This is a genomic window from Nocardia sp. NPDC051463 (assembly GCF_040681975.1).
Lineage (GTDB): Bacteria > Actinomycetota > Actinomycetes > Mycobacteriales > Mycobacteriaceae > Nocardia.
In genome coordinates, this window is record NZ_JBFBAB010000002.1 from 151,404 (window position 1) to 173,045 (window position 21,642).

The 21,642-nt window shown below is 65.0% G+C and carries 18 protein-coding genes and 2 pseudogenes; 7 read left to right on the forward strand and 13 right to left on the reverse strand.

What is annotated here, in order from left to right:
- Positions 1-43 precede the first annotated feature (43 nt).
- From AB0M74_RS06360 to AB0M74_RS06395, 8 genes are all read right to left on the reverse strand, one after another.
- A complete protein-coding gene (locus AB0M74_RS06360) occupies positions 44-370 on the reverse strand; it encodes a ferredoxin family protein (RefSeq protein ID WP_364902284.1) in 327 nt (108 codons plus the stop codon).
- Positions 367-1,953: an FAD-binding protein gene (locus AB0M74_RS06365; RefSeq protein WP_364902286.1), complete on the reverse strand. Its 1,587-nt coding sequence runs from the start codon at positions 1,951-1,953 to the stop codon at positions 367-369. Before AB0M74_RS06365 ends, AB0M74_RS06360 begins: the two co-directional genes overlap by 4 nt.
- Positions 1,950-3,239: an MFS transporter gene (locus AB0M74_RS06370; protein ID WP_364902288.1), complete on the reverse strand. Its 1,290-nt coding sequence runs from the start codon at positions 3,237-3,239 to the stop codon at positions 1,950-1,952. Before AB0M74_RS06370 ends, AB0M74_RS06365 begins: the two co-directional genes overlap by 4 nt.
- A complete protein-coding gene (locus AB0M74_RS06375; RefSeq protein WP_364902290.1) occupies positions 3,236-4,582 on the reverse strand; it encodes an LLM class flavin-dependent oxidoreductase in 1,347 nt (448 codons plus the stop codon). Before AB0M74_RS06375 ends, AB0M74_RS06370 begins: the two co-directional genes overlap by 4 nt.
- 38 nt (positions 4,583-4,620) lie before the next feature.
- Positions 4,621-5,511 carry an ABC transporter permease gene (locus AB0M74_RS06380; RefSeq protein WP_364902292.1) on the reverse strand — a complete coding sequence of 297 codons (891 nt, stop codon included), beginning with the start codon at positions 5,509-5,511 and terminating at the stop codon, positions 4,621-4,623.
- Positions 5,504-6,334 (reverse strand): ABC transporter ATP-binding protein, encoded by an 831-nt coding sequence (locus tag AB0M74_RS06385; protein WP_364902294.1) that lies wholly within the window; start codon positions 6,332-6,334, stop codon positions 5,504-5,506. The genes AB0M74_RS06380 and AB0M74_RS06385 overlap by 8 nt, the downstream gene beginning before the upstream one ends.
- Positions 6,331-7,413 (reverse strand): ABC transporter substrate-binding protein, encoded by a 1,083-nt coding sequence (locus AB0M74_RS06390; protein WP_364902296.1) that lies wholly within the window; start codon positions 7,411-7,413, stop codon positions 6,331-6,333. Before AB0M74_RS06390 ends, AB0M74_RS06385 begins: the two co-directional genes overlap by 4 nt.
- 394 nt (positions 7,414-7,807) lie before the next feature.
- Complete coding sequence (locus AB0M74_RS06395) at positions 7,808-8,530, reverse strand: IclR family transcriptional regulator (RefSeq protein ID WP_364902298.1); 723 nt, start codon at positions 8,528-8,530, stop codon at positions 7,808-7,810.
- 396 nt (positions 8,531-8,926) lie between these two features.
- Between AB0M74_RS06395 and mgtE the strand changes: the two genes are divergently transcribed.
- Positions 8,927-10,321, forward strand: coding sequence for a magnesium transporter (mgtE, locus tag AB0M74_RS06400; protein ID WP_364902300.1), 1,395 nt, complete (start codon positions 8,927-8,929; stop codon positions 10,319-10,321).
- A 152-nt stretch (positions 10,322-10,473) separates the two neighbouring features.
- Positions 10,474-11,022: a hypothetical protein gene (locus AB0M74_RS06405; protein WP_364902302.1), complete on the forward strand. Its 549-nt coding sequence runs from the start codon at positions 10,474-10,476 to the stop codon at positions 11,020-11,022.
- Positions 11,023-11,083: 61 nt separating this feature from the next.
- Here the strand turns inward: AB0M74_RS06405 and nrdF are convergent, their stop codons facing one another.
- Positions 11,084-12,046, reverse strand: coding sequence for a class 1b ribonucleoside-diphosphate reductase subunit beta (nrdF, locus tag AB0M74_RS06410; protein WP_364902304.1), 963 nt, complete (start codon positions 12,044-12,046; stop codon positions 11,084-11,086).
- A gap of 361 nt (positions 12,047-12,407) precedes the next feature.
- Here nrdF and AB0M74_RS06415 point away from each other — a divergent pair.
- A pseudogene (locus tag AB0M74_RS06415) lies at positions 12,408-12,757 on the forward strand (MMPL family transporter); the annotation flags it as partial.
- Positions 12,758-12,872: 115 nt separating this feature from the next.
- Positions 12,873-13,271: a hypothetical protein gene (locus tag AB0M74_RS06420; protein ID WP_364902306.1), complete on the forward strand. Its 399-nt coding sequence runs from the start codon at positions 12,873-12,875 to the stop codon at positions 13,269-13,271.
- 74 nt (positions 13,272-13,345) lie between these two features.
- Here the strand turns inward: AB0M74_RS06420 and AB0M74_RS06425 are convergent.
- Positions 13,346-14,051 (reverse strand): annotated as a pseudogene (locus AB0M74_RS06425) (dioxygenase); the annotation flags it as partial.
- Positions 14,052-14,255: 204 nt separating this feature from the next.
- Between AB0M74_RS06425 and AB0M74_RS06430 the strand changes: the two are divergent.
- A complete protein-coding gene (locus AB0M74_RS06430; protein WP_364902308.1) occupies positions 14,256-14,777 on the forward strand; it encodes a type VII secretion system-associated protein in 522 nt (173 codons plus the stop codon).
- Positions 14,778-14,859: 82 nt separating this feature from the next.
- Here AB0M74_RS06430 and AB0M74_RS06435 read toward each other — a convergent pair whose 3' ends face one another.
- The 3 genes from AB0M74_RS06435 to AB0M74_RS06445 all read right to left on the reverse strand — a co-directional run bounded on the left by AB0M74_RS06435 (position 14,860) and on the right by AB0M74_RS06445 (position 18,074).
- Positions 14,860-15,753 (reverse strand): hypothetical protein, encoded by an 894-nt coding sequence (locus AB0M74_RS06435; protein WP_364902310.1) that lies wholly within the window; start codon positions 15,751-15,753, stop codon positions 14,860-14,862.
- A gap of 328 nt (positions 15,754-16,081) precedes the next feature.
- Positions 16,082-17,164: an ABC transporter substrate-binding protein gene (locus AB0M74_RS06440; RefSeq protein ID WP_364902312.1), complete on the reverse strand. Its 1,083-nt coding sequence runs from the start codon at positions 17,162-17,164 to the stop codon at positions 16,082-16,084.
- Positions 17,165-17,267: 103 nt separating this feature from the next.
- On the reverse strand, positions 17,268-18,074 hold the full coding sequence (locus tag AB0M74_RS06445; protein ID WP_364902314.1) for a VOC family protein: 807 nt from the start codon (positions 18,072-18,074) through the stop codon (positions 17,268-17,270).
- Positions 18,075-18,358: 284 nt separating this feature from the next.
- Here AB0M74_RS06445 and ctaD point away from each other — a divergent pair, with 284 nt between their 5' ends.
- Both ctaD and serB read left to right on the forward strand, forming a co-directional pair.
- Complete coding sequence (ctaD, locus tag AB0M74_RS06450; RefSeq protein ID WP_364902316.1) at positions 18,359-20,101, forward strand: cytochrome c oxidase subunit I; 1,743 nt, start codon at positions 18,359-18,361, stop codon at positions 20,099-20,101.
- Between the two features lie 122 nt (positions 20,102-20,223).
- On the forward strand, positions 20,224-21,516 hold the full coding sequence (gene serB, locus AB0M74_RS06455; RefSeq protein WP_364902699.1) for a phosphoserine phosphatase SerB: 1,293 nt from the start codon (positions 20,224-20,226) through the stop codon (positions 21,514-21,516).
- Positions 21,517-21,642 lie beyond the last annotated feature (126 nt).

Consider the following 21,642-nt stretch of genomic DNA (forward strand, 5'->3'; position numbering starts at 1 on the left):
CACACGCGCATCAAGTCGATGACGCGCCGTTTCGTCAAGGGCGTCAAGGCAATTCCGGTCCGATCGCATAGCGGGCGCCGAGGCAGCCGCCGCCCCAGCCGAGCGCCTTGCGGTAGCTGCCCAAGAGCTCGCGTTCGATCAGGTACGTCTCGTCGCGCTGGATGTCGTCGGGCGGCAGTGGCGCGGTGCGTGCTGCGACGAACAACGCGTCCACAGGGCAGTAGGCCTCGCACATGAAGCACGTCTGGCAATCGTATTGCCTTGCGAGCAAAGGGATCCCGTCCACACCCCGGTCGAAGACGTTGGTGGGGCACACCTCGATGCACTTGTCGCATCCGATGCACCGGTCGACCGAAATCACCTCGATCATGCCGGCACCAACTGTGCTCGGGACCCCGCGAGGAAGGCGGGCTCGGGTGCGGTCCACACTTCGTCGAGACCGCCGGTGATCAGTCGATGGTGCTGGGCGGGATCGAGGTCGGGGAATTCCTGGCGGCGCGCCATTCCCCGAGATTCGGTGCGCGCGAGCGCCGCGGTATACATCCACCGCGCGTGCGCGGTCATCGCCGCGGCCGAGCGGACCTTGGCGGTGTCGGTGCCGGTCAGGCCTGTGCGCGCCTGCTGCCACAGCTCGTGCAGCGCCGCGAGAGCCGGCCGCAACCGGTCTCCGTGGCGCAGGTAGTTCTTGTCGTAGGGCAGTACCTCCCGCTGTACCCCGGACACGACCTCAGCCGGTCGGAGTCCGGTATCGGGTCGGCCGGTGGGTCGCAGCCCGACACCGCCTGCGCCGAACCGTCGCCGATCATCGATCGAATTGCCTTGGCGCAGTGCGTAGTTCGCCGCCCCGGTACCGGCCCAACTGCCCGAGGACATCGCCCATGCGGCGTTGTGGCTGCCGCCGCCGGTGAACCCGCCGCAGATCAGCTCGCGGGTCGCGACATCGCCTGCCACGTACAGACCAGGGACGCTGGTCGAGCAATCGTGATCGGCGACGCGCACGCCGCCGGTGCCGCGCACCGTGCCCTCGAGTAGCAGCGTGATCGGGAAGCGGTCGGTGAACGGATCGATGCCGAGCCGGTCGAAGGTGAGGAAGAAATTCGGTTGCCCGAGTCGCATCGCCCGGCGCTGAGCGTGGTCGGCTTGGTCCAGTGTGCAGTACACCGGCGCGCTCAACAGCGCTCGCGCGATCGCCGAGCGACCGCCCTTGCTCGACGCACCCGCCAGCGGCTCTCCGTTGCCCAGATAGAAGGTCGCGAAGGAGTAATACGCGGTCTTGGTCACCGAGGTGAACTCCGGGGCGATGGCGTAGGCATTGGAGAATTCCATGCCGGAGAGCTCGGCGCCTGCCTCGACGGCCATCAAGGTTCCGTCGCCGGTATTGACGTTGCAGCCCAACGTTTTCGACAGGAAGGCGCACCCGCCGGTGGCCAGCACCACGGCACGGGCGGCGATATCGATGTGTGCGTGGTCCGACCGCCGCTGCAGGCGGGCTCCGGCCACTGTGCCGTCGGTGTCGGTCAGCAGTTCGATCGCGGGCGTGTGGTCGAGGATCGTCACCCCGGCGCGCTGCACCCGAAGCCGTTGGCGCTTCATGTATTCCGGACCCTGCACACCGGTCCGCAGCGGTTGTCCATCACGGCCGACCGGGAACGGGTAACGGCCGATCTCGGCAAGTTCGTTCACTCGAGAGTATGTTTCGTCGAGCACCCGTGCCATCCAGCTCCGGTCGGCGAGATAACCGCCGAGAGCCTCGCGACCGGCCATGGCCTCCTCACGCAGTTTCGGCTCCGGTCGGACATACCAGATCCCGGTCCCCGCGGCAGCCGTCGCACCGCTGCTGCCACAGAATCCCTTGTCCGCCAGTGCGACCGAGGCCCCTGTGGCCGCGGCTTTCAGTGCGGCCCAGGTGCCTGCCGGTCCGCCACCTAGGACGAGAACGTCGAATGCGGTCATGATGTCACCTTCTGCTGCAGGAGATCCGATTGCTGGAGCCCGGGTTGTTCCGAAGAGTCATGGCTACGGGGCAGGTCCCGGTTCTCGCCAGGACGCGGCCACGGGACGTACTGCGGGATATATCGGCCCATGACCGTCGCGCCGAGTGCGGAAATCCCGCCGATCGCGAGGACCGAGAACGCGAGCGGGGCAGCGGTTGCCAGTGCGGCGATCAGCAGCGGACCCGCGAAGGCGCCCGCATCGTGGTTGAGCCGCCATGCCGCGAGGAACTCGGCGCGGATCGCGGCAGGCGCGACATCCGCGCCGAGGACCATGATCAGCCCGTTGCTGATCCCGTTGCCGATTCCCATTACCACCGCGACAATTCCCAAGGTCGATATCGAATGTGTCAGTGGCACAGTGAAATATGCGATTGCCAGGATCGCGAGCGAGGGGACCGCGATGAAGCTGCGGCCGAAGCGATCCATCACATGGCCGGCGGGATAGGCGAAGACCACCTCCAGCGCCGCACCGATGCCGAAGATCGCACTGGCTGTCGCCGCGCTCATCCCGATGTGATCGGCCCACAGCGGCAATATCGCATCGCGGGATGCTCGAGCCACCCCGAGCAGCAGCACGCCCGCGCCCAAGGTCGACAACACCCGCCGATGCAGGCGTGCGACTCCGACGAGCGATAGCGGCGGCTCCTTCTCCTGCGCGACGGTTCCCGGCACCGGCCGCACCATCAGTGCTCCCGCGATGGCGAAGGCAACCAGCTCGACCACGAACCCGCCCCTGGTGCCGAGGCCGAGGATGGCGACCGCGCCGAGGAAGGGACCGACGAAAAAGCCGAGCCGCATCGAGCCGCCGAACAGCGACATCACTCGTGCGCGTCGCTCGAACGGAATGGCCTCGGCCAGGTAGGTCATCCGCGCCAGGCCCCAGACGGCATTGGAGAATCCGACGATGAGCAACCCCGCGCACAACATCGGAAGGTTCTGCGCGAGTAGGCACACCAGCACCCCGACGAGCCCGACCACGGTGCCACCGATGATCGAGGTCCGCTCGCCGACCTTGGCCACCAACTGACCGGCGGGAAGATCGCCGAGCACCTGACCGAGCCCGACCAGCGCCACTGCGAGTCCGGCGATGGCCGTGGAGGCACCGAGGTCGAGCGCGGTCAGCGTCATGACCGGTGCGCCCGCCCCCATGCCGATACCGCGCGCCAAGGTGGGCAGGTAGACCGAGAACATCAGGGGCCGAAGAGAATCCGCGGCAGGCGCCCCCGATTCAGGATCGGAGGTCATGCGCTCGCTTCGGTGTGCGCCGTGGCGAACTGGCTTTCCACCGGTTCGAGTCCGTAGTGCCCGCGCAACGTGTCCGCCTCGTAGTCGGAGCGGAAGAGGCCGCGCTCCTGCAGGATCGGCACCACCCGCTCGACGAAGACCTCCAGCCCACCCGGCAGATACGGCGGCATGATGTTGAAGCCGTCCGCCGCGCCGTTCTCGAACCAGGTCTGCAGCTCGTCGGCGATCTGTGTCGGCGTGCCCGCGAACGAGCGGTGCCCACGACCACCGCCCAATTTGCCGATGAGCTCGCGCACCGTCAGGTTCTCGTTCTCGGCCAATTCCTTGACCAGTGTGAACCGGCTCTTGCCGCCCTCGATTTCGGTCACCGACGGCAACGGTGGCAGCGGTGCGTCGAGTGCGTGCTCGGTGAGATCGACGCCGAGCAGGCGTGAGAGCTGACCGAGCGCGTAATCGGGTGAGATCAGGTCGGTGAATTCCCGCTCGAGCGCCTGCGCCTGGGCCGTGGTGTCGGCAATGTAGGGCACCAGCCCTGGCAGCACCTTGAGCTCGTCGGCGGAGCGTCCGTATTTCGCCAGCCGAGACTTGAGATCGCGGTAGAAGGCCTGTCCCTCGGCCAGCGTCCGCTGCGCGGTGAATACCGCCTCGGCGTATTGCGCGGCGAATTCCTTACCGCTCTCCGATGATCCGGCCTGCACGAGCAGCGGCCGCCCTTGTGGGCTGCGCGGCGAGTTCAACGGCCCGCGGACCTTGAACCGGGGACCGTCGTAGTCGACAGTGTGCACTTTGTCGGGATCGGCGAACACCCCCTCCTGCGGGTCGAGGACGATCGCCGAGGACTCCCAGCTGTCCCACAGTTGGATCGTGACGTCGACGAATTCCTGCGCCCGTTCGTAGCGGCGGGCATGCTCGGGAATGGCATCGAAGCCGAAGTTGAACGCCTCCTCCTCGCTGCCCGAGGTGACGATGTTCCACCCCGCCCTTCCGCTGCTGATGTGGTCGAGCGAGGCGAACTTGCGGGCCAGATTGAACGGTTCGTTGTAGGTGGTGGAAGCCGTGGCGATCAGCCCGACCCGCGAGGTGGCTGCGGCGATGGCGGCCAGCAGCGTCACCGGCTCGAATACCGCCAGCGTATTGCGCTTGATGCGCGGCCCGACCGCGAGGCCGTCGGCGAAGAACACCGAGTCGAGCTTGCCGCGCTCGGCGATTCGTCCGAGCTCTTGGAAGTGCGCCACGTCGAGCACTCGGTGCTCTTCGGTGCGCGGGTGTCGCCACGCTGCCTCGTGGTGCCCGACTCCCATCAGGAAGGCGTTGAGGTGGAATTGTTTACGAGGTGCCGACATCGGTGATTGTTCCTTCGATAGGGGTTCGGATGGCCGGGTCAGGCGTTCGATTCGACACGCCAGCGCGAGAAATGGCGTTCGAGGGCGACGAGGACACCGTTGAAGACGAGGCCGAGCAAGGAGATAGCGAGGATTCCCGCGTACATAATGGGAATCTGAAAGTTCTGCTGAGCCGCGGTGATCAGATAGCCGAGTCCGGCTCGGGCGCCGACCATTTCAGCGGCGAGCAGCACGAGAATCGAGCCCGCCGCGGCCATGCGCAGGCCGGTGAAGATGGACGGGAGCGCGGCGGGCAGGATCACCTTCTGGAACAGCCGCAGCGGCGACAGCCCCAGTGATACTGCGGATTTGATGAGCAGCGGGTCTACGGTGCGCACACCGGTGATGGTGTTGAGCAGGATCGGGAAGGAGCTCGCGTACACGACGAGCGCTACCTTCGAGGTTTCCCCGATACCGAGGATCAGCACGAACACCGGGAGCAACGCCAGCGCGGCGGTGTTGCGGAACAGTTCCAGTATCGGGTTCAAGAAGTCGGAAACCGGCTTGTACCAGGCGATCGCGACCCCGAGCGGCACGGCGAAGGTCAGCGCGATCGAGTACCCCGTCAGCGAGCGACCGAGGCTGGTCGACACGTGCGTCCACATCTCGCCGCTGCGCACCAGGTCGATGAATGCCTGCGCGACCGTGGTAAACGGTGGCAGGAATATTTCGTCTACCAGACCCCAAGCCGGCGCGAACTGCCATACCAGCAGAAATGCGGCAAACGCGGTGGTCGGCTTCAGCACGCGCCAGCCGAGCCTGCCCGCCGTGGCGAGCACCCGCCTGCCGATCGAGGGCCCGGCCTCGGCTACAGCGGCCGGTGCAGAGCGGGGTGGGACGGCCACCTGGAGCCGAGCCGGGGCAGCGATGAGTTCCACGACGCTAGACATGGGTCAGCCTCTCGGTGTCGGATGCGACGGGGGTGATGTGCTCGGGCGCGATCTCGCTCTGCAGGAGCGACCAGATCTGATGTCGATACCCGCGGAAGATTTCGGTCGACCGGATGTCTTCTGCGGCGCTGCTGTCGATATCGACGTCGAGCACCGCCTTTACGCGGCCGGGGCGCGCGGTCAGCACCGCGACCCGCTGGCCGAGGTATACCGCCTCATCGATGCCGTGGGTGATGAACAGGATGGTCTTGCCGGTTGCCTGCCAGATACGTAAAAGCTCGTCCTGCAACGACTCTCGGGTCTGCGCGTCGAGCGCGGCGAACGGCTCGTCCATCAGCAGCACCTCCGGATCGAAGGCGAGACTGCGGGCGATGGCGACCCGTTGCTTCATGCCACCGGAGAGTTCGTGCGGGAAGCGGTCGCCGAACCCGCCGAGTCCGACCAACTCCAGATACTCCTCGGCGCGTTCGCGCCGGGCTCTGCGCCGCAAACCCTTTGCCTCGAGTCCGAATTCGACATTCGCTCGGGCCGTACGCCAAGGAAACAGCGCGTATTGCTGGAATACAATGCCGCGGTCGAGTCCTGGGCCATCGATCGGCTTGCCGTCCAACAGGATTTCACCGGACGTGGGCTTACTCAATCCACCGAGCAGATCCAGCAGCGTCGACTTGCCGGAGCCGCTCGGCCCGACCAGGACGAGGAACTCGCCTTCGCCTAGGTCCAGCGAAATGTCCTCGATGGCGGTGAACTTCTCGTGTGAACCACGGATCGGAAATTGCTTGTTGACGTGCGTGAGCGAGAGTTTCGCTGTGGTTGTCGTCATTTCGCCGCCACCACTTCACCGGTAGGTCCGCTCTCGGCCGGGAAGGTGCCGTTGGCGTACGGGTTGTATTGATTGGTGACCAGATCGGTGACCTTCAGTTGTCCTTCCTTCAGCTCACCATTGCGCACCAACCAGTCGATCCAGATCTGCAGTTCCTTGTCGGCGATCACGCCACCGGGAACGGGAATTCCGGAGCTCTTCCAGTACTTCAGCAGGTCGGTGTTCTCGTTGCGGCCACGCTTTTCGATGATCGTCCTGAATCGCGCAACCACCTCGTCGCGCGGAGTGACCTGCAGCCAACGGGTTGCCCGCGCGGTGCCCTGGACGAAGTCCGCTACCGCCTCGGTATTTTTGGCGATGTAGTCGTTTCGGAAAACGTAGGTGCCGTAGTCGAACTGACCGAAAAGCGCCTTGTCGGTGTAGAGCGGGTGGATGCCGCCGCGTTCGACGGCGGTTTCCCGGAAAACGCCACCCAGGGTGCCGACCTCTACCTGGCCCTTGCGCAGCGCGTCCTCGGTGTTGGCCGGCGGCAGCACAACCAGCTGGACCTGCTTGATCTCGCTCTCGGTGAGGCCCTGCTGATGCAGCCACTCCCGCGTGATGAACTCATGGTGCGCGCCGAGGGTATTGACACCGACCTTCTTGCCGATGAGATCGCGTGCCGACGTAATACCGGAATCATCGCGAACGAAATATCCACTGAACGACTTCTCGTCCGCGCCATAGGAACTGAGCACCGAGGTGACCTTGGCGCCACCGGAGATCAGCTTCGCGACGGCGCCGTTGAACGCGCTGCCCACCTCGACCTGGTTGGTCGCCGCCGCCTGAATATTGGCGGGCCCGCTGGTGGTGTCACCCTCCCAGTGCAGTGCGATCTTGCTGAAGTAGCCGAGGTCCTCCGCCAGTTCGTACGCGGTGACCTGGCCAGTGCTGCCCTGATACCGGATCACGGCCTTCCCGTCGGCGGTGGTGCCCGGTTCGGACTTGCCGCACCCTGCGAGGGCGGAAATGCCGGTGAGCAGGGTGAGGGCGGCGGCGAACGCTCGGGTTCGGCGGCGCGGGGGTGCGGAGGACGGCATGGTGTGTTTCCTTCGATGAAAATGCGCTGCGCGGAACGAAATAGACATGCGGCAGCGAAGAATGGAGTCGCTGAAATCGTGACTCGAGGATGTGTCGTGATCTGGAAAGCGCGAATCGGACCGGTGCGGAAGCGTGTTCCGCCGGGATCGTCGCTGCGTCAGGGGCGACAGATTCCGTGCGGAACCCGCATGAGGTCGATCGCGCGGCGGCGGATCAGCGCTGTGGGTATCAACACGTCGAGACTTTCTCGAGTTGTGGTGCGGGTCGGGAAGTTGCTGTGGCTTTCAATGGTGTGGCCCTGTGGGCGGGGATACAACGGCCATTCCACATTGTGAAAATCGGCGCGAGTTTAATTCCGGCACAGTGGTACTCACGCTGTTCGGGTACCGGCACTCAGCCCGCCGAGCCGGCGCCGTTCTGTACGACCCCACCGATGCGCACGGCGATCTGACGCATGGCGGGCACGATCTCGCGGATCAGTTCGTCGTTGAGTCGCGCCGAGCGCGCCTGCACGCTCAGCGCGCCCCAGACCTGCTTGTCGGCATCGAACACCGGCACCGCGATCGAGCGCACCGGATCGTCGGACTCGAGCTCCTCGAGCGCGAAACCCTTGCGCCGCACCAGGTCCAGGTCCGCAGCGGGACGTCGGTCCGCGGCCGTGTAGGCGAGCAAGGCGCGCCCGGCCGCGCTGGATCGCAGCGGCTGTCGCGAGCGCGGCAGCTGATGGGAACAGAAGAGTACCGGCGGCCGCGCGTGGAAGACCGTGACAGCGTCGCTCGAATCGGCGACGCTGAGACTCGCGGTGATCTTGATCCCGGCGGCGAGGGCGTACATATGTGGTGCGGCCGAATCGATGCCGAGCCGGGTCAGCGCAGGCCGCGCCAGCGTCGCCAGGCCTTGCCCGACCCGGTAACGGTCGTTGACCGGGTCCTGCTCCAGCAGTCTGCCGCGGACCAGGGCGCGGGCGAGACGGTGCGCGGTGCTGAGCGGAACACCCGCCAGATGCGCCAATTCGCTGAGCGAGAGCTCGGGATCGTCACCTTCGAAGCAGTTCAGCAGGTGGATGGCCCGCTCGACGGCCTGAGACCCCGAACGTGGCTGATCGGTGGTGCCCATGGTGATTCCTCGCGGTCCGGATGCTGGTCCGGCGGTGGTGCGGACCTGGCACACACTGTGCTCGGCGGGCTGTGGACGGGCAATAGTTCGACGCCGGGTGCGCCGAATGGCTGCTGCCGTGGCGGCCATCACTCGTGGTGAGTTGTTCCACTCCAGCATGTATCCTGCACGAGGACGTAATCGCGTCCTTTCCGTGTTTTCGGTAGATGGCGTGGACGCAGAGATCCGCGGCAACGACTAGAAGGAGGTGGGGTTGCCATGCGCAGCGAACCTCCGAGTCGAAGGCCGCGCGGCGCCGCCCTCTCGCACTCATAGCTCGTACGCGACAGCAGGGACCGGCGCCCGCGGTGTGAATCACACGCGTCTCATTCACTCCCGCTCTGCTGAGGACTTCCCATGTCGCAGACCGAACTCATCGATGCACGCTCGACGCTGTCCGAATCGCTGCCCGACGTCGCGTTGCCCGACGTTTCGTTGCAGGATGCCGTCGACGCCCACCGCGTGGACGCCGCGCTCGAATGGCTCGATAACCACCCACCGCACGTCATTGCCGACCAGCTCGCCCGCATGGACGCCGTTCAGGCGGGTATGGCCTTCCGGCTGCTGGACAAGGATCTGGCACTTGCGGTGTTCGAGGAACTCGAACCGGTCGACCAGCAGCAGATCCTGCAGGGCCTGCGCGACCAGACCTTCCGCGAGCTCGTCGAGGGTATGGATCCCGACGACCGGGCCAGGATGTTGCGTGAGGCGCCTGCCAAGGTCGCCAAGAAGGTGCTCGCAGGGCTGAGCCAGCGTGAGCGCCGGATGACCGCTGCACTGCTGGGCTACCCCGAGGGCTCCGTCGGTTTGTACATGACGCCGGAAGTTGTTGCGCTGCCGCGCAATCTGAGCGTCGCCGATGCGTTGCAGACGGTGCGGATCAAGGGAATCAACGCCGAAACGGTGTACACACTGCCGGTGGTGGACTCGGGCCGCCGCCTCACCGGCATCGTGGAACTGCGCGAGCTGGTGCTGAGCCGACCGGACACGATGGTCTCCGAACTCGTCGTCACCGAGCCCGCCTTCGTACGGGCCACCGACTCCGCCGAAAAGGCCGCGCGGCTGATGCGCGAGACCAATGACATCAACCTGCCGGTCGTCGACAGCGAGGACCGGCTCGTCGGCCTGCTCACCATCGATGACGCGGTCGAGGTCATCGAGGCGGCTGACAGCGAGGACGTGGCCAAGCAGGCCGGATCCGCGCCGTGGGAAGGTCACTACATGGCGGCGGGGGTGTTTCAGCTCGCTCGCTATCGCGCGCTGTGGCTGCTGCTGTTGCTGCTCGCGGCGACGTTGACCGTCAGCGTCACCGACTTCTTCTCCGGAACCCTGGAGCAGGCCGCGCACTTGGCGCTGTTCATTCCGCTACTGATCGGTGCTGGCGGGAACGCGGGCGCGCAAGCGGCCACCTCCTGCGTGCGCGCGCTCGCCGTCGGTGAGGTGCGCGGTTCGGACTTGCTCGGGGTGATCTGGCGGGAATGCCGGGTCGGCCTGGTGCTCGGCGGCATGCTGGCTGGTGCCGGCGTGATCATCGGGGCATTGTTCGTCGGCGCGAAGGTCGCGCTCGTTGTCGGCATCACCCTGATCTTGATCTGCGCCTGGGCTGCCACCATCGGCGGCACCATGCCGCTACTGGCCAAGCGGCTGCGCATCGACCCGGCCGTGGTTTCCGCCCCCATGGTGACCACCCTCGTCGATGCCACGGGTCTGATCATCTACTTCACTACGGCCAAGATCGTTCTGGGCATCTGACCGAATTGTGCAGGGCCCCTCGGGCTCTCGTCGATGCACATGCATCGGCAACAACTTCGCTTCGCTTCGGCAAAGCACTGGCATAGGCCAGTGTTGTCGATTATTGTCGAACATGTTTTCGATGCGATGTGACGAAGGGGAGGGCTCGACCCATGAGTAGCAGCGGGAAACCACTTGAACAGCGTGTATGCGAACTAGAACTATGGCGTGATCACCAAATCACACGGGATACTGTGACGGTGACGCAAATTCACGAGCAGCTGGCCGCGATCCACACCGGTATCGCGGATATCAACACCGATATCGGTGATCTGGACGGCCGCTCGGTCGCCTCGCGGTTGATTTCGATGGGCGTCGACATCGGCAATATCGCATCGCGCCAAGAGTCGATGGCGTCGCGTCAGGATGCGATGGTGGTCGGTTTGGAGTCGATGGCGTCGCGTCAGGATGCGATGGTGGTCGGTTTGGAGTCGATGGCGTCGCGTCAGGATGCGATGGCGGTGGGTTTGGAGTCGATGGCGTCGCGTCAGGATGCGATGGCGGTGGGTTTGGAGTCGATGGCGTCGCGTCAAGACACGATGGATCGCCGGTTGATATCTGTAGAGACAGATGTCAGCACCATCAAGGTTGATGTCGGTGGGTTGAAGGCCGACGTTGCTCAAATTCTGCGAATTCTGCAGAAGCCCAACGGCGACAAGTAATTTCGGGATCGAGAGTGCCGGTGCCCTGCCGCTGCCGGAATCGCAGCGGCAGGGTGCGCGGTCAGAACTCCCAGTCGGCGTCTTCGGTGTTGACTGCCTTGCCGATGACGTAGCTGGAACCGGAGCCGGAGAAGAAGTCGTGGTTCTCGTCGGCATTGGGCGAAAGTGCCGACAGGATAGCGGGATTCACGTCCGTCTCGTCCTTGGGGAACAGGCCTTCGTAGCCCAGGTTCATCAGGGCCTTGTTGGCGTTGTAGCGCAGGAACTTCTTGACGTCCTCGGTGAGACCCACCTCGTCGTAGAGGTCCTGGGTGTACTCGACCTCGTTGTCGTAGAGCTCGAAGAGCAGCTCGAAGGTGTAATTCTTGAGCTCGTCGCGCTCGGCCTGGCCGATGAGCTCGAGACCCTTCTGATACTTGTAGCCGATGTAGTAGCCGTGCACGGCCTCATCGCGGATGATGAGCCGGATCAGGTCGGCGGTGTTGGTGAGTTTGGCCCGCGAGGACCAGTACATCGGCAGGTAGAAACCGGAGTAGAACAGGAAGCTCTCCAGCAGGGTGGAGGCCACCTTGCGCTTGAGCGGATCGTCGCCGTTGTAGTACTCCAGTACGATCTCGGCCTTGCGCTGCAGGTTTCGGTTCTCCTCCGACCAGCGGAACGCGTCGTCGATCTCACGGGTGGAACACAGCGTGGAGAAGATGGAGCTGTAGCTCTTGGCATGCACCGACTCCATGAACGCGATGTTGGTGTACACCGCTTCCTCATGGGGGGTCAGTGCGTCCGGAATCAGGCTCACCGCGCCGACGGTGCCCTGAATGGTGTCCAGCAGCGTGAGGCCGGTGAACACCCGCATGGTCAATTGCTTCTCGTCGGCGGTGAGGGTGTTCCACGACGGAATGTCGTTGGACACCGGCACCTTTTCGGGCAGCCAGAAGTTGCCGGTCAGTCGGTCCCAGACCTCGGCATCTTTCTCGTCGGGCACCCGATTCCAGTTGATCGCCGACACCCGATCGATCAGTTTCATCCTGCCTCCACACCCTTCCCGAGCACGCTGCCGTCACAGAATTGCTACCCACTGAACACTACTCCTAGTGGGTGACAAGTCTATGCAGCACAACACCTTGTGTTGCAGCGGTGCGTGTCACTGTGGCGCAGATACGCCCATGACCACCGCATGCGGGACCCATTGTCCGTCATGACTCGTGATTCGAGCGCATCGGACCCGGCGCGTTCTGATCGATCGCCGGTGGTTTGCCTACCGCGGTGTTCCGGTGCCGAGCCGTGACCGATCGCATGGTCTGGGGCCTTGTCGTGCGGTTAGCTGTCCTTGGATCGGCTAATGCCGGTGCCGCATTCGCCGAGCCGATCGCGCTCGGCGCCATGGACTCGGCATCGACTACAACATATTCCTGATGTCGCGGGTCCACGAGGAGGCGAACAAGCACGGCACGCGCCATGGTGCGCTGATCGGTTTATCCGCGACCGGCGGGGTGATCACCTCGGCGGGGCTTGTGCTGGCCGGCACATTCGCGGTCTTCGCGACCATGCCGGTGGTGACGTTCGCCGAGTGGGCATTGTCATTGCGGTCGGCGTTCTGCTCGACACGGTGATCGTCCGCTCGATCTTGGTGACCGCGCTGACCCTGGATATCAACGATCGCATCTGGTGGCCGAGCGCCCTGGCACGTCCACGAAAAGAAGCGGTGGCCCAGTCGGTGGTCAGCGTCGGCAAGTAGTCGCACGGGTGGCCGCGCGCCGAACTCGCCCCATGGCCTGCGCCGATTCGGGCCGCGTACCGGATACGTTGTGGCGGATAGGCGATTACCACGCGTTTCGGAAGGAGTGTGTGTTATGACCAGTCCCGTCTCGACCCCGACACGTCCGGCGCTCAACGACATGACGATTTTCGCGGGCGTCCTGATCCTGATCACCGGTGTTTTGCACCTGCTGACGGCGATCGCCGCCATCGCTGGACGCGACATCTTCGTGGTGACCCAAGACCAGGTGTTCCTCGTCGACGTGTCTGCATGGGGATGGATCCACCTGGTGATCGCGGCGCTGATCGTTATCGCGGGTTTCGGCATCATCACCGGCAAGACCTGGGGTTATCTGGCCGGTATCGTGATGGCGTCGCTCAGCATCCTGGACAACTTCCTGTTCGCCCCCATCTACCCCTTCTGGGCATTGGTGATCATCGCGATTGACATCCTGGTGATCTGGGCGCTGGCCCGCCAGCTCGGCGCCGACTGACACAGACGCCGCCCGTTTCGCGGGCTCGGCCCTCGAGTCCTGTCCAGTACGGGACCCGAGGGCCGAGTCGTCTCTCACCTACCCCCTGGCGGTCGGCCATCGGGGTCGCCCGGTGGCTGACCCGGGCCGTTGTCGGACCGAGTGTTCTGCGACTTGTCGGCGACACCCACGGTGAGCGCGACCGACAATGCGGACGCGGGCGTGCCGGACACGGTGGCGAGTTCGGCGTCCCAGCCGTCACCGAAGACGTTGTCCGAGGCCAACGAGGCGTCGGCGAGGTTGGGAATGCTCTTCGCATAGCCGGAGTCGTAGGCGTACACCGCGGCGCAGGCGTCCTGGGGGAGAGCGATCTGCGAGGTGAGGCGGGCGTTATCACCCGCGACGGCCACCGCGAGCGAGTCGTAGACCTCGAAGTGGATATAGGTCCACCGGCCGGAGTAGCAGCCGGGGAAGACGGATTCGAAGGCGACCCTGCCATCGCCGTCCGCCACTTGGACGCCGCGCAGATAGTTCTGGCCGATGGTGCCGTCGCTGTACAAACGAATACTTGCCGTTCCGATCGCAATGCCACAGATACACGGCCATGCCGGCGCCCGCCGCACCGTTCATTGCCAGGTCTTGCAACGTCAACTCGAGTGTCATCGGAACACCATGGGCGACACCAGCATACGACCCGAAGCTGCCGGTGATATCGCGGCGCACAATACCGGACTCGATGAGCACATCGGGCCCGTTGGATCCGTCGCCCGGGTATGGGCCCGCCCGTTTCGGGCGTGACGCGGGGTTATATGACCAACGACGAAGTCGACGGAATCCTCGCCGCTGCTGCAAGACCTATTCAGCACCTGACCCGGGACGAAAGGAAAGGGGCCGTCGGCCTACGGAATGTCCGGTATTTCGGCCGCAAGTGCGATCAGCGGGTCGGTAAATCCCGAGATCTTCGGGCCGGTGCGATAATCGAAACTCCGAAGAGAGGGAGCACTGGTGCCGGAGCCGATGCCGGGCGCGGTCCGACGGGACAACTGGTTCGTACTACTCGATCCGGGCTGGACGGCAGGCGCGCCGGACAGCATGCCGCCACGAGAGGTCATCGTCGGCGGTTGGATGGTCGCCGCCGACGGTGGAGTCGGGCCTTTCGAGCCGAATCCGAATTATGTGCCAGGCAACCAGTCCACCCCCACTGATCCGCTCGACGCGCTGTTGCGGCTGGCGGCTCGGGGCGAAGATATCGGCGATCAGATCATTCCCGCCATCCGCGACACCGTGGTGCAGATCGGATGGGACGAGAACGACGACCCGGTGATCGTGTTGTCGCCCGATGGGGTTCCCTGTGTGCAAATAGTGACCGCCGAGCTGCACCGGTCCCGATTGACCACTGCCCGTTCGTGGCCGGTGGTCGGTAGCAAGCTCTCGGAGATAGTGCCGGAGGGTACCGACATCCTGATCAACCCCGGAGGTCGAGCACAGTTCCGTCTGGTCGGTGCCGCGCTGCGCGCCGCCGACTGAGGGAGCGCGGGGACCGTACTCTGCCGGTCCGGCTGCCCGCACGTGGGGAGTGACGCGTGAATCGGCTTCCTGGCCTTGGAGATCAGGGCGGCGCTGCCGGATCGGGTGCGGTGGTTGATCGGGATGGCGCCGGAAAGGTCTTGATTCGTGGTAGCTCGTTTCCCGCCGCATCGTAGGTGGGGAGTATCCCTAATCTGGATGAGTGACCATCGGCTGATGTATTGGTAACGAAGCCTGCGGTCGGCGCATGGATGTCTCGGTTCGCGTGGCCGGACGCATGCAGCGAGCGCGCGGCGGTGCGTGCCGAGTGAGCCCCGGGGGCGCCGGCATTGCACGAGATCATGACAAGCGGGCTCTCCGGATGTAGGTCGGCGGCCCTCCTGAAATTGCTATTGGCAGCGACGAGCTTGCCGTAGTTCTCGCCGTTCAATACGAGGGTTGTCTTCTTCGACCCTGGTGGCCCGAGCGTGGCCTGGACCACGAAATATTCCTCACTGGAGTGGGCATTGATGTAGATGGGCGGTCTGCCGGCTTCGACGTCCTTCGCCCACGGCGCCTCCTGATCGCGGGAATGTCGCCACTCCGTACCCGATCCCTCCGCGGCATAGACCCGCCAGTCGTCCCGGTGCTCGGCTTGCGCCCAGTCGGTGATCTTCCCAACATCATCGGCCCCCAACGGGAAACTCACGCCGATTGGATTGCCCTCGGCGTCGTTCATTCGCACCGAATGCACGTCATCGGCTTCGAGTTGCCGCCATTGGCCGGTCAAGTCCAGGCCGAACAACTGACCGTGCGAATCGGAATCTGCCCGGCCGCCGTCGAAGTGATGCGAACCTATCGGCCCTACGCCGGCCGCATCCCCCCAGACCGCATTTACGGCAGCCGATTGTGCATGGTCGCCGGTCCGTCTCAAGCGGTCGCTGACGCCATGCGCCGCACCCTCTGTGGCCTTTCCGAGCCGGGCCACTATCGCCAAGAGCTCGTCGGTGGCCGGAGAGATGCCACCCATGCCGACGCCCCTTTTCTATCTGGGGAATCTTTTCGGTGGCGACCCACGCCAGGTATTCAGTGTGCAGGAATCGGTTCCCGCAAAGCTTCTCGAGGTTGGGGATATTCATCCGGCGCGGAGTGTGGTCTCGGTGGGCATCGGATCGAATTCGATATTCACCGGGCGGAGCCGAATTGAGTTACCGGTCAGCGCATCGACTTGCGCGTAACGAGGATTCGGCACCATCCTGGGGCTCGTATCCGCGAAAGGGCGATTGTTCGGCGATCGAGTCCGAGCGCGATCGAGTCGAGTTCGGTCAGTCGGTGACGAACCCGTTGAGCGTGCCGCGGATGTCGGTGAGCAGCGCGCGGGCGGCGGTCAGGCCCCTGCCGTGCCAGACGGCGTCCTCGACGGCGAAGACACGGTGATCGGTGGCGGCGCCGAGTTCTTTCCATGCGGCGCTGCGCAACACGGATTCCCCGTGCTTCTTGCCTGCTTCGCCCGCGAAGATCACGTAGATGAGATCACCTTCGCCCTTGTCGAGATCGGCAGCACCGATGTCGAAGGAGGGGCCACGCTGCACGATCGGGCGCCGCACGCCCGCGTCGGCGAGGACTCCGCCCGCGAAGCTGTCGGTGCCCTGGACCTGGTCCGTGTCGGCGGTGAACCGGACGACCGAGGCCTGGGTCTGGTTGGCGATGACCGCATTACCGGTGTCGACAGCCTCGGTGCGGTAGTTCGTCAGCGCGGTCGTAGCGGCATTGCTACGGTCGAGACCCGCTGCGAGCCCGGTGAATTCGGCCTGCCAGCCACTGGTGGTGCCTGCCAGCACGGTGGGTGCGATGGCCTGCAATGCGTCGAAACCGGCTGTGCCCGAGCGTAGATCGCCGATGATCACGTCGGGACGCAGCTCGGCGATCTTGGCGAGATCGGGCTGTGCGGCGGTGCCGATGCTGGGAATTTTGTTGACGCCGTAGCCGAGATAGGCCGGGTGTGGGGTCGTTCCGTCATCTGTGGTCGCACCGACGACGCGCTCCCACAGACCGAGCGCGCAGGTCGCATCCAGCGCCGAAGTGGTGAGGACCACGATGCGTTGCGGGTCCGCGGGCACCTCGGAGACCCCCGCGGCATGGGTGACGGTGCGGGTGCCGCTCGCCGTATCCGGCGCGCTCGGTAGTGCGCAGGCTGTGGTGGTGTCGCGCTCGAGTCCGACCACACCCGCGCCCGCAATGTTCGTCGTGGTGCGCACGATCGAGGCGGCATCGTCGGTTTTGCTGCTACAACCTGCTGCGAGGACGGCTGTGCACAGCACGGCGACGGCCGCGCTTCGGCGACCGAGCGTGCCGTATCGGGTCGAGTTCGTGTGGTTTCGGGTGCGAACAAGGGCGCTCACCGGCATGCGGGTGAGGGTACATGCGTCGGCGTCGGCACGATACGAGGCCACCACGCGACGCGGCGCAGGAAAACGCGGCACGGATTCCTGCGGTCGAGTGTCGTCGCGCTCAGGTCGTTTCGCCGCCGATGCTGAAACGAGCACCGGTCGGATCGGCGACTCCGACCATGCGTCCATAAGGCGAGTTCATGGCCGGGACCACCACCGCCCCACCCAGTTCGACCACCTTCGCGGCGGCCGCGTCGACATCGTCGGCGCCGAAGTACACCGTCCAGCCTGCGGGTGCGCCCTCGGGCAGGAACGTCGACGCGTCCATCACACCGCCGAGCATCGGACTGGTCGAATGGATCGTGGTGTAGCGGAATTCCGGTGAGTCGGCGATGGTGAACGGGTCTTGCCAACCGAACACGTCGCGGTAGAAGGCCAGCGAGGCGTCGTAGTCGCGGGTATGCAGCTCGAACCAGGACGGGGCGCCCGCATGGTCGCTCCATCTACCGCCGGTGACGAGGCCGAGTGTTTCGAAGCCGGCGAAGGTGCCGGTCTGCCAGATGCCGACGCCCGCACCGCCGATATCGCCGAGCACCGCCATCGCGCCCAAATCGCCCACATCCATGGGCGGTAGCACAACAGTGCCGCCATGGGCTACCGCCGCGTCGGCTGTCGCCTTGGCATCCACGGCGGCGAGGTAGACCGTCCATTGGTCGGGGCCCTCGACACCGCCCGCCATCTTCCCCATTGCGCCCGCGACAGCCTTGCCGTCTTTGCGGAAGGTGATGTAGCCACCGAATTCTTCGTCTGCCCGCTCGGCTGTCCAGCCGAAGAGCTCGCCGTAGAAATCGATCGCGCGGTCGGGATCGGCGGTGTAGAGGTCGACCCAGGTCGGGTCGCCGGGCTTGGTGGTCGCGTTGTCTGTCATGAGTGGACTCCTGGCCAGGGGTAGGAACACCTGTCACTGATGCAGACGTGCGCCGCATCCGGAATTCATCGTCGATGGTCGTGCCGGTAGAGCGAGATTCCGGCGCGGGGCAGCTGGGCGGCGGATCAACGAAATACGACAGAGAGTAGGACCCGTGCGGACGGCGGCGGCAGCACCGTTTACGATTCCATGAGCGCAAGCGAACCGTCGTCTATCTCGGCACCGAGATCGGCGCATGAAGCGGAGCCTGCGGAGCGACCTAAAGGCACCTTTCAGGAGGATCAGTGACTGCCGTAGAGCCAAAGCCAGTCCCTCAGTTGGAAGCGACTCGGCCGTATCCGGCTCGGACCGGGCCGAAGGGCTCGTTCCTCTACAAGATGGTCACCACCACTGACCCCAAGGTCCTCGGCACCATGTACCTGGTGACCGCGATGAGCTTCTTCCTCGTCGGTGGTCTGATGGCCCTGATGATGCGCGCCGAGCTGGCACGTCCCGGCCTGCAGTTCCTTTCCCCGGAGCAGTTCAACCAGCTCTTCACCATGCACGGCACCATCATGCTGTTGTTCTATGCGACCGCGATCGTGTTCGGCTTCGCCAACATCGTGCTGCCGCTGCAGATCGGTGCACCCGACGTCGCCTTCCCGCGGCTGAACGCGTTCAGCTACTGGCTGTACCTGTTCGGCGGCACCATGGCGACCGCCGGCTTCATCACCCCGGGTGGCGCGGCGGACTTCGGCTGGACGGCATACACGCCGCTGACCGACATCCTGCATTCGCCCGGTGTGGGCGCCGACCTGTGGATCCTCGGTCTCGCCGTCTCGGGTCTGGGCACCATCCTCGGTGGCGTCAACATGCTGACCACCGTCGTCTGCCTGCGTGCCCCCGGCATGACCATGTTCCGGCTGCCGATCTTTACCTGGAACATCGCCGTCACCAGTGTGCTCGTCCTGCTCGCCTTCCCGCTGCTGACCGCCGCGCTCTTCGGCTTGGCCTACGACCGTCACCTGGGCGGGCACATCTACGACCCCGCCACCGGCGGCATCCTGCTCTACCAGCACCTGTTCTGGTTCTTCGGTCATCCCGAGGTGTACATCATCGCGCTGCCGTTCTTCGGCATCGTGTCGGAAATCTTCCCGGTGTTCTCGCGTAAGCCGATCTTCGGTTACACCACGCTGGTGTACGCGACGCTGGGTATCGCCGCGCTGTCGATCGCGGTGTGGGCGCACCACATGTACGCGACCGGCGCCGTGCTGCTGCCGTACTTCTCGTTCATGACCTTCCTGATCGCGGTGCCGACGGGTGTGAAGTTCTTCAACTGGATCGGCACCATGTGGCGCGGTCAGCTGACCTTCGAGACGCCGATGCTGTGGTCGATCGGCTTCCTGGTGACCTTCCTCTTCGGTGGCCTCTCGGGTGTCATCCTGGCGAGCCCGCCGCTGGACTTCCATGTCACCGACTCGTACTTCGTGGTCGCGCACTTCCATTACGTGCTCTTCGGCACCATCGTGTTCGCGACCTTCGCGGGCATCTACTTCTGGTTCCCCAAGATCACCGGTCGCATGATGGACGAGCGGCTCGGCAAGTGGCATTTCTGGACCACCTTCGTCGGGTTCCACACCACGTTCCTGGTGCAGCACTGGCTGGGCGCCGAGGGCATGCCACGTCGTTACGCCGACTACCTGCCCAGCGACGGTTTCACCACGCTGAACACGATCTCCACGATCGGAGCGTTCATCCTCGGCGCGTCGATGCTGCCGTTCGTCTGGAACGTCTTCAAGAGCTTCCGCTACGGCGAAGTGGTCACGGTGGACGATCCGTGGGGCTACGGCAACTCCCTGGAGTGGGCGACGACCTGCCCGCCGCCGCGGCACAACTTCTACGAGCTGCCGCGTATCCGGTCGGAGCGTCCGGCGTTCGAGTTGCACTACCCGCACATGGTCGAGCGCATGCGCGCCGAGGCCCACGTGGGTTGGGGCTCGGGCAAGCACGCCACCGAGGTGCACGAAGGCGCCCTCGTCAAGAACTAGTCGCCGCACTGGCATAGCGGCAACGAAGTAGCATTCTCGAGTGTGCACCTGCTGGTGACCAGCGGGTGCACACTCGTTTGTGGAGCACATCCGCACCAGCGGCGATGCTGGCGCAAGCGACAATGCGGTCGGCGCAGCGACAACGAGGTCCAGTACCGCGACGGCAAACACTCGAACTTGGAGCACATCAGTTGGCCGACACCACAGTTCTCGTCACCGTCACCGGGCCGGACCGGCCCGGTGTGACGTCCGTGCTGCTCGCGGCGATGTCGCGGCACCAGGTCAGCCTGCTGGACGTCGAGCAGGTGGTGATCCGTGGGCGCCTGACGCTCGGGGTACTGGTCACCTGCCCGAATGACCCCGAGGCATTGCAGGACGAGCTCGAAGAGGCGATGAACACCGTCGGCATGCATGTCGACGTGGAGGTCGACGCCGAGATCGGCAGGCAGCCGATGTCCACGCACGCGGTGGTGATTCTCGGCAGCCCGGTCACCGCGCGCGCGTTCAGTTCGGTGTCGCGCCAGCTCGCAAGCCTCGGCGCCAATATCGACACCATCCGCGGCATCGCCGACTACCCGGTGACCGGCATGGAGCTGCTCGTCACCGCGACCGACACCGATGCCGATGCCGACGCACGGTTGCGCACCGCGCTGGCCGAGGTAGCTGTCGCCGAACAGGTCGACGTCGCGGTGGAGCGTGCGGGCCTGGCACGCCGCGCCAAGCGGCTCATCGTGTTCGACGTCGATTCGACCCTCATCCAGGGCGAGGTCATCGAGATGCTCGCCGCGCACGCGGGGGTCGAGGAAGAAGTCCGCAAGGTCACCGAGGCCGCCATGCGCGGTGAGATCGACTTCGGCGAATCGCTGCGGCAACGGGTGGCGACGCTGGAGGGGCTGGATGCCTCGGTGATCGATGAAGTCGCCGACCGGATCGAGCTGACGCCGGGCGCGCGCACCACCATCAGGACGCTGCGCCGGATCGGTTTCCGCTGCGGCGTGGTGTCGGGCGGCTTCCGCCAGGTGATCGAGCCACTCGCCCATGAGCTGGAACTGGACTTCGTGCAGGCCAATACCTTGGAGATCAAGAACGGCAAGCTGACCGGTCAGGTTGTCGGTGAGATCGTCGATCGGGCGTTCAAGGCGACCGCATTGCGTGAATTCGCCGCGGAAGCCGGCGTGCCGATGGAGCAGACGGTGGCGGTCGGCGATGGCGCCAACGACATCGACATGCTCAATGCGGCGGGCCTCGGCGTCGCTTTCAACGCCAAGCCCGCGCTGCGCGAGGTTGCCGACGCCGCGCTGTCGCATCCCTACCTGGACGCGGTGCTGTTCATCCTCGGTGTTACCCGCGACGAGGTGGAAGCTGCCGATGCTCGCGACGGCGGCGTGCGTCGGGTGCCCCTCATCGGTAGGTGAAGCCCTGTCGTCGGTGCCTCGACCGGGACTTCCGACGAATCGCTGGAATACCATCCGGCACTCGCCTGTTCGGGTATCGGTGGCCGCGGACACACAGCTCGTGTCGGTAGGCTCGCAGAAGTTGAT